The sequence below is a fragment of the Pantoea sp. UYEF8 genome, from assembly GCF_040546285.1.
GTDB classification, from domain to species: domain Bacteria; phylum Pseudomonadota; class Gammaproteobacteria; order Enterobacterales; family Enterobacteriaceae; genus Pantoea; species Pantoea brenneri.
In genome coordinates this window covers 14,295-27,256 of sequence record NZ_JBEPNM010000024.1, presented here as the reverse complement: position 1 = coordinate 27,256, position 12,962 = coordinate 14,295, and the positions used below count along the sequence as shown (strand labels likewise).

At 52.8% G+C, this 12,962-nt stretch carries 16 protein-coding genes and 2 pseudogenes; 9 read left to right on the top strand and 9 right to left on the bottom strand.

From position 1 onward, the window contains the following. Positions 1–420: 420 nt before the first annotated feature. Positions 421–546 (top strand): annotated as a pseudogene (locus tag ABIB18_RS22935) (DUF4113 domain-containing protein); the annotation flags it as partial. A gap of 157 nt (positions 547–703) precedes the next feature. On the opposite strand, the gene ABIB18_RS22930 reads toward ABIB18_RS22935, so the two are convergent. Together ABIB18_RS22930 and ABIB18_RS22925 are read right to left on the bottom strand one after the other, a co-directional pair. Beyond that, positions 704–955 carry a hypothetical protein gene (locus ABIB18_RS22930; protein ID WP_176035916.1) on the bottom strand — a complete coding sequence of 84 codons (252 nt, stop codon included), beginning with the start codon at positions 953–955 and terminating at the stop codon, positions 704–706. Then, positions 942–1,736 carry a ParA family protein gene (locus ABIB18_RS22925; protein WP_069730047.1) on the bottom strand — a complete coding sequence of 265 codons (795 nt, stop codon included), beginning with the start codon at positions 1,734–1,736 and terminating at the stop codon, positions 942–944. The genes ABIB18_RS22930 and ABIB18_RS22925 overlap by 14 nt, the downstream gene beginning before the upstream one ends. A gap of 213 nt (positions 1,737–1,949) precedes the next feature. Between ABIB18_RS22925 and ABIB18_RS22920 the strand changes: the two genes are divergently transcribed. Then, positions 1,950–2,633, top strand: a complete 684-nt coding sequence (locus tag ABIB18_RS22920) for a hypothetical protein (RefSeq protein ID WP_069730048.1) — start codon at positions 1,950–1,952, stop codon at positions 2,631–2,633. Between the two features lie 911 nt (positions 2,634–3,544). Here the strand turns inward: ABIB18_RS22920 and ABIB18_RS22915 are convergent. From ABIB18_RS22915 to ABIB18_RS22905, 3 genes are all read right to left on the bottom strand, one after another. Then, complete coding sequence (locus ABIB18_RS22915; RefSeq protein WP_103797669.1) at positions 3,545–4,312, bottom strand: site-specific integrase; 768 nt, start codon at positions 4,310–4,312, stop codon at positions 3,545–3,547. A 62-nt stretch (positions 4,313–4,374) separates the two neighbouring features. Then, positions 4,375–5,028 carry a hypothetical protein gene (locus ABIB18_RS22910; protein WP_354475860.1) on the bottom strand — a complete coding sequence of 218 codons (654 nt, stop codon included), beginning with the start codon at positions 5,026–5,028 and terminating at the stop codon, positions 4,375–4,377. 51 nt (positions 5,029–5,079) lie between these two features. After that, a complete protein-coding gene (locus ABIB18_RS22905; protein WP_094121214.1) occupies positions 5,080–5,385 on the bottom strand; it encodes a hypothetical protein in 306 nt (101 codons plus the stop codon). Positions 5,386–5,926: 541 nt separating this feature from the next. On the opposite strand from ABIB18_RS22905, the gene vapB reads away from it, so the two are divergent. Together vapB and ABIB18_RS22895 are read left to right on the top strand one after the other, a co-directional pair. Continuing rightward, positions 5,927–6,157: a type II toxin-antitoxin system VapB family antitoxin gene (vapB, locus tag ABIB18_RS22900; protein WP_031378113.1), complete on the top strand. Its 231-nt coding sequence runs from the start codon at positions 5,927–5,929 to the stop codon at positions 6,155–6,157. Then, entirely contained in the window at positions 6,154–6,570 is a 417-nt protein-coding gene (locus tag ABIB18_RS22895) for a type II toxin-antitoxin system VapC family toxin (RefSeq protein ID WP_354475857.1), read from the top strand. Before vapB ends, ABIB18_RS22895 begins: the two co-directional genes overlap by 4 nt. A gap of 131 nt (positions 6,571–6,701) precedes the next feature. On the opposite strand, the pseudogene ABIB18_RS22890 reads toward ABIB18_RS22895, so the two are convergent. Beyond that, positions 6,702–7,607, bottom strand: a pseudogene (locus ABIB18_RS22890) (LysR family transcriptional regulator). Between the two features lie 97 nt (positions 7,608–7,704). Between ABIB18_RS22890 and ABIB18_RS22885 the strand changes: the two are divergent. The 5 genes from ABIB18_RS22885 to arsH all read left to right on the top strand — a co-directional run bounded on the left by ABIB18_RS22885 (position 7,705) and on the right by arsH (position 10,554). Further along, on the top strand, positions 7,705–8,232 hold the full coding sequence (locus ABIB18_RS22885; RefSeq protein WP_031374856.1) for a GNAT family N-acetyltransferase: 528 nt from the start codon (positions 7,705–7,707) through the stop codon (positions 8,230–8,232). 104 nt (positions 8,233–8,336) lie between these two features. Next, positions 8,337–8,891: an MFS transporter gene (locus ABIB18_RS22880; protein ID WP_342560941.1), complete on the top strand. Its 555-nt coding sequence runs from the start codon at positions 8,337–8,339 to the stop codon at positions 8,889–8,891. Between the two features lie 107 nt (positions 8,892–8,998). Next, positions 8,999–9,454 carry an MFS transporter gene (locus ABIB18_RS22875; protein WP_238585885.1) on the top strand — a complete coding sequence of 152 codons (456 nt, stop codon included), beginning with the start codon at positions 8,999–9,001 and terminating at the stop codon, positions 9,452–9,454. Between the two features lie 48 nt (positions 9,455–9,502). After that, positions 9,503–9,835 carry an ArsR/SmtB family transcription factor gene (locus tag ABIB18_RS22870; protein ID WP_007749362.1) on the top strand — a complete coding sequence of 111 codons (333 nt, stop codon included), beginning with the start codon at positions 9,503–9,505 and terminating at the stop codon, positions 9,833–9,835. 5 nt (positions 9,836–9,840) lie between these two features. Then, entirely contained in the window at positions 9,841–10,554 is a 714-nt protein-coding gene (gene arsH / locus ABIB18_RS22865) for an arsenical resistance protein ArsH (RefSeq protein ID WP_031374857.1), read from the top strand. Between the two features lie 66 nt (positions 10,555–10,620). Here arsH and arsC read toward each other — a convergent pair whose 3' ends face one another. The 3 genes from arsC to ABIB18_RS22850 all read right to left on the bottom strand — a co-directional run bounded on the left by arsC (position 10,621) and on the right by ABIB18_RS22850 (position 12,833). Continuing rightward, on the bottom strand, positions 10,621–11,049 hold the full coding sequence (gene arsC, locus ABIB18_RS22860; protein ID WP_031374858.1) for a glutaredoxin-dependent arsenate reductase: 429 nt from the start codon (positions 11,047–11,049) through the stop codon (positions 10,621–10,623). Positions 11,050–11,098: 49 nt separating this feature from the next. After that, positions 11,099–12,382, bottom strand: a complete 1,284-nt coding sequence (locus ABIB18_RS22855; RefSeq protein WP_046289579.1) for an arsenic transporter — start codon at positions 12,380–12,382, stop codon at positions 11,099–11,101. A gap of 97 nt (positions 12,383–12,479) precedes the next feature. Beyond that, the gene (locus ABIB18_RS22850) at positions 12,480–12,833 is read right to left on the bottom strand and encodes a metalloregulator ArsR/SmtB family transcription factor (protein WP_031374859.1); all 354 of its coding nucleotides are present in this window, start codon (positions 12,831–12,833) and stop codon (positions 12,480–12,482) included. Positions 12,834–12,962 lie beyond the last annotated feature (129 nt).

Genomic DNA, 12,962 nt, shown 5'->3' with positions numbered 1-12,962 from the left:
CGAAAGCAGGTATACCTGAAAGCGTGCGTATTGCCTGAAAACACAACCCGCTACGGGGGAGACTTACCCGAAATCTGATTTATTCAACAAAGCCGCCAGTCATCTAAGAACGGACTTTCCTGACCGGTTCCCTAATTACTAACACAGATTTTTGCTAGTAACTTCCGCTTTTGGCACACAGCGGACATTCAGTCCGGTTAAGCTTCCCTGCCTGAGGCGAACGAGTCTGGCGTGCAGTGCACAATTAGCCCTGAATGCCACTGAGAGTGACACTGATGTTAAACGGCACAGCGCGCCCGGCATAGCCGGTTACAGGCACATACATCGCTGCCGCATCATACCTTTCTCTGAACGGCTTAAACCAACTCCTAGCAAAAAATCAGCTATGGTAAACCTTTTTAACTACGGTGAACGGGCTTTACGGCGCTTGGGAGTCTGTGGTTTGCAGGCCAGGGTATCAGTAATGAATGGAAGATGAAGCGGGAAATGCTCAGTCCAGCATGGACGACCAACTGGAAAGACACCCCTGTTGCAACAGTTTGCTGATCCCCCACTATCAAAGCATCAGCATGATAATTTGTATATACATTGGCATATACATAAAGTCTCACTTTTCCACTGCATTGCCTGGGACGCGGCAAAAAAGCCTATACAATTGTATAGGCTTTTACTTTACTTATGTATATACACTTGCATTTACATATCAGGTGTTTTCAACCAGTAACTGCGCCAGTTTCTGAATCAACTTATCGTCATCGAGATAACAGGCAGCTCTCAGCACACGGGAGCGGGTAATATTTTTCTGCGGAAGCTTCTCCTGCATTTTCTCAACCAGCATGGACAGGGCATCATCATCAAGACCGGTGAGGCGCAGGTTCATTTGTCTACCGGTTGTAATATTTCGCCGTTCAACAACGCGTGTTACGCCTTTCGCGATGCGATCACTTCTTCCCACCCTTGACCTCCTCAATCTGCTGCAATAGCTCTTGTGTGAACGCTTTATAGTCACGATAAGGACGTTCGTTTTTAGCGAACATCATTACCGGGCGATGCACATCTGTAGCCTGCTTGAAAAGCTCACTCTGACGGATTTCAGTTTTAGCGACTGTATAGCCAGCTTCACTGATGTACCCATCAATGGATTTTTTCATTTTGGAGTGAGATTCATTCACCTTTGTCTTTACAAGTGTATATACAAAATCATCATTGCGCTTCACTTCACGCACTACCTGGAAAAGGTCAGCGATTCCTTTAACTGCCCTGCGATCCATATCGACCGGAACGACAATATTATTAGTGATAAGCAACGCGTTCTCGATGCTGAGGTCAATCGCCGGACGCAGATCAATAAGAATGTAATCGTACTCAGTTTTTAGTCTGGCGAGCCCCTCTTCCAGAATATTGAGCCTGTGACGAAAACGCTCGGCGCTTCGCGCTTCCACAGCCAGCGTAATATCAGCCGGAATGACGTCAAGATTCGGTATGGCGACCTCACCGTCCAGCGCGGTGTAAACCAGTTTGTTCGTATCAAATTTCGGGTCTTCGAAGAGATCGGTGATGGTGTAATCTTCATCCCCACGACCAACGTCATCGCTCAGGTTTCCCTGATGGTCAAGGTCAACCAGCAGAGTCCTGTACCCAGCGGCAGCCAGTGCACAACCGACAGCAATACAGCTCGTCGTTTTGGCCACGCCACCTTTACTGTTCGCAAAAGAAATAATGTAGGGCTTGTTCATCTGACACCACCATGTATATACAAAGTTATATACATATTACGCAGATCCTGGAATGTGTCAATGTATATACAAAAGCATATGCAAAGCTATTTATGTATATACATTTGCATATACCAAAACAATTAAATAAAAAAACACGTTGCTCTCTTAACTTGACTTAATGAGCACCATAATTCAATTTGTGGCTTAATTAAGAAAAATGAGGAGTAAGGTATGAGAATCAGGTTTACGCTGACTGAAGGGTTCGACAAGACTTATCACCCGTTGCGCTTCCAGGGTTTCTGGAACGATCAAGGATACTGTTATCTGCGCGTGCAAATTGCCCAAGGCAAAATAGTGTTTACCTGCGCTCAGTTACTGAACTACTACAACACCTCAATAACGAATGCAGCTGAGAGCGTACGCATATCTGCGATTAATGCGCTGATGCAGGATGGAGCGCTTAAGGTCTCGAACAGGAAAAATTTTAGCGATCTCTTCAAGTCTGAGCAGCGTAAAAGCCGTGAGTTTGATGCATGGATATTTGACTACATCAATGAGAACTCAGTCTGGATTGAGTATTACCACCCTGAAATCAGCCTGAATAATGGCCACCGGTATACCACTATCAAGTTTGAAGGCAACGATGACCCTGTATGGTTCAGCACCTCCAGGAAATCGTTGGAAGAAAAATATCCGGGTCTTGAATTTTCTGTTGATGAAAATATTCTGCGTAACTGGGTTGGCACCAAACTCACGGTCTCGGATATCAAAAATCTACTCAGAGAAAGAAACTGGACGATGAAAGAAGTGGCCGAAAGATGGCGACGCTCTGAATCATGGATGAGCAAGATCGTCAATGACCCAGACAGAGATCCATACTGGGAGGATGCCTTTAAGGGCTTACCTTCAAAGTAGAACTGCGCGTAGACGTGCAAACTGTCCGCCCTGCGTTGCCGTCTTAAGTAGCCCAATTTTGTTTTGTAAGCATGCACTTTGTATATACATGAGCATATACAAAATAACATCAATACGTGTTGTTAGATTTTCAGAGCATAATCCTCACCAATAACTATTTGCATATACTAATGTATATACATAATAGTAATATGATGATGAAAAATACCATTAAAAGCATAAGCTTAATTTTTCCGGCGACTAACAAACGATGAATTCAGGATAATCAGTAGGGAAGGGTGAATTATTAGTCAAAGCAGATAGGAATATAGGCTGGTTTTAGTTATGGGAAAATTGATACGAAAAAAGGCGGGGTGGTTAATCCCCGCCTTGATTCAAGTTCCTTATTCCCTTACGGGCGTCCGGTCAGTTGCTTGATGGCAACGATAAGCTCTACTCCGGTAAGCAGAATCTGCAAAACCAGGAGGATAGTTCCTAAAGTTATCACTTTTGGCATCTCCTTCTCAGGAGAGCGCCACACGTCGCAAGTGCTTTTTTGTTACCCCCTTGCGGCGCGTACGAGTAGTTAGCAGGTACAAGCAGCACTCTTTTGGGTGGAAGCAGACCGGACAGCACCACCTGTTTCCTGCCGGGGTAAAACTTTTGCGCGGCTAAGCTTTAACCCACTTCTGAGAGGCTGCAACAGCGTAGCGCTGCCAACTGCGACGAGTATAAAGCCGTGCGGTACCAGCCGCAACGTTGACGGGTTCGTCAAACAGGTTTAACATTGCTGGCAGTTAGCAGGTACAAGCAGCAACGTCCCGGCAAGCGGCTACCAACCGTTCTCCGGTACAGAAAAAACTCGGTTTACCAGACCGGGTTTTTTTTTGCCCTCAACTTGCCGCTTCCTAAACACATCGCAAACTTACCTGCTAGAAGTCGATCTTTTTAAGAATGGCAACAGCTTCAGTTCCCGGCATATGAAACTGCACCCGGTGCCGGGCCGCCACGTCCAGCGCAAACACCTTTGTGTAGACCTCGGTGGACTTCATGCTTTTGTGCCCCATCAGGCTCTGCAGCGCCTTCAGCGGAATCCCCGCATAAAGCATGTGCATGGCGTAGCTGTGGCGGAAGGTGTGCGGCGTCACCGGCACGGAGAATGTGACTCCGTCACCGGCGGCTGCGGCGACAGCCTCGTTCAGCCAGGTACGCACGGTCCTGTCGGTGACTGTCCAGAGCCTTACCTTCTCGGTCCGGCCGGTTTCCGGATTGCGCCGCTCGAGCGGTATTTTGAGCGTCGCGACCATCATCTCCAGCTGAGCCACATACTGCGGATCGGAAAGCGGAACCAGCCGGTGAGGGACCACGCCTGACGGCGCCCTGCCGGGGCCGCGTGCCGCTTTTTCACCGCGCTGCTTCAGCGTGGCCAGCTGCACGTAAGGGTAGGGCGGCACCAGGCTGAAATCTCCTCTCGTCAGCGCCAGCGCTTCGTTTATACGCGCGCCGGTGTTCCAGAGGGTGGTGAACAGCATCTTGCGGTGCAGATCCGGCACGTAGTGGAGCAGTGCGCTGACTTCAGGTGCCAGTAAATACTGCGGGTATTCATCGTGCTGCGCTGCCATCTGGCGCAGCGCCAGCGCGGCCGGATAATCAATGGCGACCGGCAGCTGCGCGGGCGACTGCTGGAAGGCGTACGGCATCAAACTACTCACAGGCTGGTTTCCTCACTGCTATTCAGGAGAGGCACTGGTTCATGCCACACTCATTTATTTGTGTAATCTGCCGCCCGGCGTTTCCGTTCCTGCCGCCACACCTTCCAGAGCACGTTATATGCAGACCACTCAGTATCCTGAAGGCGGCTTTCAGGAAGTCCAACGGCTTTGCGAAGGCGCATGGCCAGAATCACCGACTTCATACCAAGACGGGAAAACTGATACTGTCGCTCCCGGAAGTAATAAGAATAATAAGGGGGATGATCATATTCTCCGACACCGGCAATCGTTCTTTGTGCCTCATTCTGAAGAACCGGCAATTCCCGGATACGGTACATTAATAGGCGCGACAGTACCCGCCAATCGCCTGATACATCTGTCAGATTTAACAGCGGATAATTTACGGTCGGCTCACGTTCGCTCTGGGGGTTATCATCGCCATGATCAGCGGCAACTCGCGCGCATCCCTCGGCGTATTGCTCAAGCAGGAAGACCAGTTCAGCGGCGATGAATATGCGCTCCCGCTGCAGTTTGTTTTCTTCTGCCTGTTTTTCATTACGCAGCCTGTCTGCAGCCGCCTTCTCCTCACGTTTCAGGGCAAAAAAGTGGTTCTGCCGGTTCATAAAATACTGAATGGTTCCGGTCAGCACACTACCCGCCAGGACTGAAATCACCGGCACCCATACGGAAATCCCGCCATCCATAAATCTGTATTCCTTCGCTGATATGTAATCTCGCTAACCCTTTTTAATTTCTTAACGGCACCAAGCCGGCCTGGGTGATGCAGAACCATTTGAGGCATCTATCGATTGAAACATAAAACGATCCTGTTCAAGATCGAATTCTACGGCATTAGCAGGCAGGGAAGAGTACGAGGGAAGCCAAGACATTTGGGTACGCCAGCGCTCAGGTCCGTCATTGACCCATCGCCAGGCCAGTTCGCCGCCGAACTTATCGAGAAGCAGAAACAGCTTTGAACCGTTGCAGTCCTCTGTCGGGTAAAACCAGACGCTTTTCTCACCCTGCTCAATGAGCAAGGCAATTAGCTCTTCAATTGCCACCTCTTAACCTCGCTAATAGTCCCACGTAGAAATCATCACCCACTGACTCATCTGACAGTCACTCAGAATTACCTTCCCGCCAGTAAATATCCATTATCTGACAATAAGCAGACTTATAAGCACGCTGCTAAATTACCGTACACCCTTACCGGCTTGATCTGACTTTTTCCCGATACGGCAGTTTCCGGAAGCGTAGCACGGCGGCAGGGCGGGGAAAAGCCCGGCGCAGCCGGTTCTGACAGTGGCCTTTACCCCATATCTTGTATGCTGAGCATCTGGCCAACCCACAACATGTAGCACCCTGCGCAAAAAGCCACCACTGACCAGTCAGGATCCGGTTCTGCCCTTTTCCGGATCTCAGCTGGAAAAAGAGAAAGCAGACATATGCTGTACATATCCATATACTTTGCATATGCATATGCTTTACATACGCATATACGTACCATCTGCATATGCTTCACCTATACAAATCAGTCCTTCAGACATATACTGCACCCATGCGGGAAAACTCCCTGGCACACTCAGCATATGAGGAAAAACCATGCGCACAGTTTCTATTTTTAAAAACGGCAATAACCGCGCCATCCGCCTGCCCCGCGATCTGGATTTTGAGGGGGTGAGCGAGCTGGAGATCGTCCGGGAAGGAGACAGCATTATCCTGCGCCCCGTCCGGCCGACCTGGAACTCATTTTTTGAACTTGAAAAAGCCGATCCTGATTTTATGGCGGAGCGCGAGGACGTTGTCAGCGACGAAGGACGATTTGACCTGTGAACATAACGTATATGCTGGACACCTGCATCTGCTCATTCATCATGCGCGAGCAGCCGGAAGCCGTTCGTAAGCGCCTCGAGCAGGCAGTGCTGCGCGGAAACCGCATTGTAATCTCGGCCATCACCTATCAGGAGATGCGCTTCGGCGCCACCGGCCCGAAAGCCTCACCGCGCCACGTGCAGTTGGTCGATGAATTCTGCACCCGCCTTGATGCCGTCCTGCCCTGGGATCGCGCCGCGGTCGATGCCACCACGGAGATTAAGGCGGCACTGGCCGCGGCCGGGACGCCGATCGGCCCGAACGACACGGCCATCGCCGGGCACGCCATCTCGGCTGACGCCGTGCTGGTGACGAACAATACCCGGGAATTTGAGCGGGTTCCGGGTCTGGCGCTGGAAGACTGGGTTAATTAAAGAAGAAGTGCGTTGGGGTAACGAAACTCCGCTTTGTGCCAGGAGCGGACATTGGTAGCTGGTAAACGCTGTAATGATACTTTGCCGGAAAGAGTAGATCGGACCTGTCCGGTTTAAATATCGAATAATATTTATCTGATTTCGTTTTTTGCAAAACTGCTGTGCAGGCTTTTCAGCACTTCATTGATTCCTCTGCTTACAATCCGGTCCTCCCGCATAACTGCCCCAAGCGTCCGGTGAAGAGAGGGCGTCACAGAGTAAAGATCGAGCCCCGATCTTTACTCTATGCATGCAACGGACATTCGGGGAACAATGCTGTAACCAAGACCTGCACGGACCATTCTTTTAATAGCCTCGATACTGCCAAGCTCCATGACCGCGCAGGCAATATGTCCCGTCTCCCGGAACCACTGATCAATCAGGGCGCGTGTCCCGCTTCCCGGTTCAAAGATAATCAGCGGCAGCGGCAGCAAGGCGCCCGGAGTCCATATTTTCGCGCTCTGCTCTGATGCATCCTTTTCCATGATGACAACAAACTCATCCGTACCCAGCGGGATGATGCTCAGGTTTTTACCTGCGGCTGGCAGTGTCACCAGGCCAATATCTATACGATTTTCCTCCACGCCCCGCACAATATCGGAAGTGTTACCTGTGCGTACGTCCACCTTCAGCAGGGGATGGGCCTGCCGCAGTTGCTGCAGTAAGGGGGGCAGTAGATGAATACAGGCCGTTGCGCCTGTGCCGACAGTAACAGTGCCGGTTATCTCATCGGAATGCAGACTCACTGATTCAACAGCTGTACTTACCACGGCATCAATTTTCAAGCTGTGCTCAACGAGAGTCAGCCCGGCAGACGTGGGTCTTACTCCCCGGCTGGTTCGCTCGATAAGGCGGACCTGAAGCGCCTGCTTCAGTTGTCTTATCTGCAGGCTCACTGCCGGCTGCGACAGACCAAGTGCTTCAGCCGCGCCGGAGAAACTGCCCCGGCTGATAACCAGTCTGAAAGGAGCCAGATGATCGAGATTCAGGTTTGCCATCCCAAAATTTCCTTATGCTGCTGATAAGTCCTGCTGCCTGTCTGAAATTCTTCATTCGGGTTAGTCTCTGCTTCTGACCGCAGAAGGAGCCGTATCGATGGAAATAACCGAAGCAGATGAACGACATATTCCTGCCATCCAGCAGATTTATGCTTATCACGTATTGCATGGCACCGCCACTTTTGAAACCGAACCGCCGGATTCGGCTGAAATGACAGCCCGTCTGAAAAAGGTGCGGGCAGCAGGACTGCCCTGGTTTGTGGCGGTTGAGGACGGCGATATCCGCGGGTACTGCTACCTGTCACTCTACCGTGAACGGTGTGCCTACAGATTCACCCTGGAGGACTCTGTATATATTGCCCCTGGCTTTCAGGGTAAGGGGATTGGAAAAAAGCTGTTATCGAGTGCGGTCGTATGGGCAGAGGCCCGTAGCTTTCGCCAGCTTGTGGCCGTAGTTGGCAACAGCGGAAACACCGCCTCTATTGCCCTGCATAGTGCGGCAGGCTTCAGCATTACAGGAACGCTCAAATCTGTGGGCTTCAAGCACGGACGCTGGCTTGATACGGTCATCATGCAGCGTACGCTTGGGCAGGGCGACGCCACATTTCCGGAGAGTACAGGTTGACTGACGGGTATCTAACAGGCCGCACCATTTTCTGCATTGGCATGACGCAGTTTATCAACTGGGGTATCACATTCTATATGCCGGGAGTCTTCGGGAGCGCCATCATGCTGGATACAGGCTGGTCGCCGGTTGTGACATTCTCCGGCCTGACTATTGCCATGCTTGTGATGGGCCTTGTTTCGCCGCTTGCGGGTGCCCTTATAGCCCGTACCGGCGGACGTACGATGATGATGGCGGGAACCTTCGCCATCATCATCGGTTGTTTTTTGATGGCTTTTACCCATTCAACAACATCGTGGGTTGCCGTCTGGCCCCTGATGGGAGCTGGCATGCGACTTGCACTGTATGATGCCGCATTTGCTCTGCTTGTAGAAACCGCAGGCGCAGGGGCCCGCCGGGCAATTACCCTGGTCACACTGCTGGGTGGTCTCGCTTCAGTCGCGTTCTGGCCTGCTGGCGCTGCGCTACTGCACATTACCGACTGGCGGCATGCCATTATCGTTTACGGCTGCGCGGGCATTGTCAGCCTGCTTTTTTGTCCACCGTTCCGGCAGGGCATCGGAGTCAACCTCCCGTTGCCGGGCAGCCCGCTCTTCCGGCGATCGGAACAGCAGAAGACCGAAAAGCATTCATCAGCGGCCTGTGGTACGCCACGCTAATAGCGCTGATAAGCTTTGTTTCCACCGGCGTGTCCGCTCATTTTCCTCAGATACTGGCCGCTTATGGTATGCCCACCGTGGCGGGTATGTTGTGGGGAGTGGGACAGGTGAGCGCCAGACTGCTGGACGTGGCTTCTGGCGCACGTACTTCAGCGATTCGTCTGAGCCTGGTTACTGGCATTATGCTGCCATTTTGCTTTCTGGCCGGCCTTGCGGGTAATGTTACCCCAGTGGCTACAGCCATCTTTATTCTGAGTTACGGAGCTGTGAACGGACTGAGTACGGTAGTTAAGGCCGTACTACCTCTTGTGCTGTTTGATCCGCAGCAGTATGCCCGTAAAACAGGCGTACTGCTGTCACCAGCTTTTTTGCTCGCGGCGCTCGCTCCGTCAGCTTACGCCATACTGCTGGAGCGATACGGCATACCCGGAACGCTGCTTTTATCTGCCATCCTTACCCTGTTCATCACGGCGATTTCCATAGTGATCTGGCGTCGCCATCCTTCCTCTGCTGGACAGAAACGGGATAAGAACGTGCCATCCATTCCGGGGAAAAATATTTGACGCTGACTATATTTCCATTATTCTAGAAATATAGTTAAAGGAGGCCGCATGGATTTAAATACAGCAGCAAATGCACTCCGGGAGCTGGGGCACCCGACCCGTCTCAGCGTGTACCGGGAGCTGGTGAGAGCGGGTCATGACGGCCTGCCGGTCGGTGTTCTGCAGAAGCGCCTCGGTATTCCGCCCTCCACGCTCAGTCATCATATTTCCGCGCTGATGTCCGCCGGGCTGGTCAGCCAGGAGCGGCAGAGCCGTACCCTGTTCTGCAGACCCTGCTATGCGCAGCTTGAGCAGCTGATGGCCTTTCTGACAGAAGAATGCTGCGCAGGTGGCAGCTGCAGCCTGTCAACCGTGACGACTCATGAAGAGACCTCATTGTGAACAACATGAACGATATCCTGAAAAATATTGATACTTCACTCCTGGACGTGCCGCTGACTGAAGATAAGCTGAGGGCTGCAGAAGTAGCGCACCCGCCCCGCATCCTGATGCTCTACGGCTCGCTGCGGGAACGCTCATACAGCCGTCTAACTACGGAAGAGGCGGCCCGGCTGCTGACGGCAATGGGCGCCGAAGTGAAAATTTTTAACCCGTCCGGCCTGCCCCTGCCCGATGACGCCCCGGAGACGCATCCGAAAGTTGCAGAGCTGCGCGAGCTGGTTCTCTGGTCTGAAGGCATGGTCTGGTGCTCGCCGGAACGGCACGGCGCCATGACCGGCATCATGAAGGCGCAGATAGACTGGATACCCCTGACGTCGGGGGCGGTGCGGCCTTCTCAGGGCAAAACTCTCGCCGTTATGCAGGTCAGTGGCGGCTCGCAGTCGTTTAATGCCGTCAACCAGATGCGCATCCTCGGCCGCTGGATGCGTATGATCACTATCCCGAATCAGTCATCCGTGGCAAAAGCCTGGGCCGAATTTGATGAAGATGGTCGCATGAAGCCTTCGCCATACTACGACCGCATCGTGGACGTAATGGAGGAGCTGATGAAGTTCACTCTGCTGACGCGGGGTCGCAGTGACTACCTGACCGATCGCTACAGCGAAAGGAAAGAGAGTGCCGCGCAGCTGTCTGAGCGGGTTAATCAGCGCAGCATATGAAAAAAAGCCGGCATCTGCCGGCTTCTGTTTTTGCGTCTCCCTTCCTGCCGGCAGCGTACTGAAAAATCAGTGGCTGATCCGGTTTCCGTGTTCATCAATGACTTTTTCGCCATCCTCTTTTGTAAATGCTTTCTGCTGCGGGTCAGGCAGAATATCCAGAACCGCTTCAGACGGACGACAGAGCCTTGTGCCGAGCGGCGTCACAACCACCGGGCGGTTGATGAGGATGGGGTGAGCCAGCATGGCATCCAGCAATTCGTCATCGCTGAACCGGTCTTCTGCCAGCCCCAGATGCTCATAGGGCTCTGTATTTTTGCGCAGCAGGGCACGTGCGCTGATACCCATATCTGCTATCAGCTTTTTCAGCTCGTCGCGGGATGTTGGCGTCTCCAGATACAAAATCACTGTTGGCTCCACGCCGCTGTTGCGGATAAGCGCCAGGGTGTTACGCGACGTCCCGCAGGCCGGATTGTGGTAAATAGTGATGTCAGTCATAAGCGGTACTCCGTAAAGGCGCTGCACAGTCGCAACACCGGGGTTAAGGTTAAACAGACAGGCGCAGGGCCAGCGCGGCCAGCGTCACAAAAAGTACCGGCAGGGTCATCACGATGCCCACGCGGAAGTAGTAGCTCCAGCTGACAGTAATGTTTTTTTGCGCCAGTACGTGCAGCCACAGCAGGGTAGCGAGGCTGCCGATGGGGGTGATTTTCGGGCCGAGGTCGCAGCCGATGATGTTGGCGTAAATCATCGCTTCCTTCACCACGCCCTGTGCGGTGCTGCCGTCAATCGAAAGCGCACCAACGAGCACGGTAGGCATGTTGTTCATGACAGAAGAGAGCGCCGCCGTCAGGAAACCGGTGCCGAGCGTTGCGCCCCAGACGCCGTGCTCTGCAAACCGGTTCAGGGCGGCAGAAAGGTAATCAGTCAGGCCGGCGTTACGAAGACCGTACACCACCAGATACATGCCCAGCGAGAAGATAACAATCTGCCAAGGCGCGCCTTTCAGCACCTTGCCGGTATCAATCACGTGTCCTTTGCGGGCAACCAGCCAGAGAATACACGCCGCCACCGCTGCCACCAGGCTTACCGGCACGCCGAGTGGTTCGAGAGCAAAGAAGCCGACCAGTAGCAGGATGAGAACAATCCAGCCGGTTCTAAAAGTGCGCGCATCGCGAATGGCCTCACGCGGCGCCTTCAGTTTCGTCAGGTCGTAGGTGGCCGGGATGTCCCTGCGGAAAAACAGGTGCAGCATCACCAGCGTGGCGGCCACGGAGGCGATATTTACCGGCACCATCACCGAGGCATACTCGCTGAAACCCAGCTTAAAGAAGTCCGCCGTGACAATGTTCACCAGGTTCGACACGATGAGCGGCAGGCTGGAGGTGTCGGCGATGAAACCTGCTGCCATCACAAACGCCAGCGTGGCGCCGGGGCTGAAGCCCAGCGCCAGCAGCATGGCGATGACGATCGGCGTCAGAATAAGCGCCGCCCCGTCATTAGCGAACAGGGCGGCTACCGCCGCACCCAGCAGAACGATATAGGTGAACAGCAGCCGGCCTTTTCCGCCTCCCCAGCGGGAAACGTGCAGCGCCGCCCACTCAAAAAAGCCGGATTCGTCGAGCAGCAGACTGATGATGATGACGGCAATAAAGGTAGCCGTAGCGTTCCAGACAATCTGCCAGACCACCGGAATATCCCCAATCTGTACTACGCCGGTCAGGAGCGCCAGGGCCGCACCGATGACTGCACTCCAGCCAATACTGAGCCCTTTTGGCTGCCAGATAACCAGCACCAGGGTCAGGACGAAAATCGCACCCGCCAGAAACATACTCTCTCCTTCTTAAATATAACCGCCCGTTAAAGCGGGCTTCTAAGTGTATGCTGCAAAACACATGCGTTTAATCGAATGTGTTTTGATAAAATTTTTACATGCAGACAACCTTGCCGTTGGTGGTTGCGTTATCGCGTTCAGCCTGCTGGCTGAGCTTAAGGATGTCATCCCGCTGGCACAGGTAAGCCTGTTCAATCACTGCTGCTGCCCAGGCTGGCATATGTGGCGATAACCGGTAATGGATCCACTTGCCGTCTCGCCTGTCGATCAGCAGCCCACTCTCCCTAAGAAGTGCAAGGTGACGGGAGATTTTTGGTTGTGATTCCTTTAGCGTGGACGAAAGCTCGCAGACGCAGAGCTCCCCTTTTTCGCGCAACAGCAGCACCAGGCTGAGCCGGGTTTCGTCAGAAAGATTTTTAAAAAGTTGCAGGGGCAGAAGTGACGGCATAATTTCTCCTTCGTGGCGGACAGCAATAAGTCTCGTCTTCTGCAGACGAAAGGTCAATTTTATATTTATAAATTCATATATGTTGTGGCGGGCTGACTGCCTTTTCTGCACAGCTGTATGCGAACATAA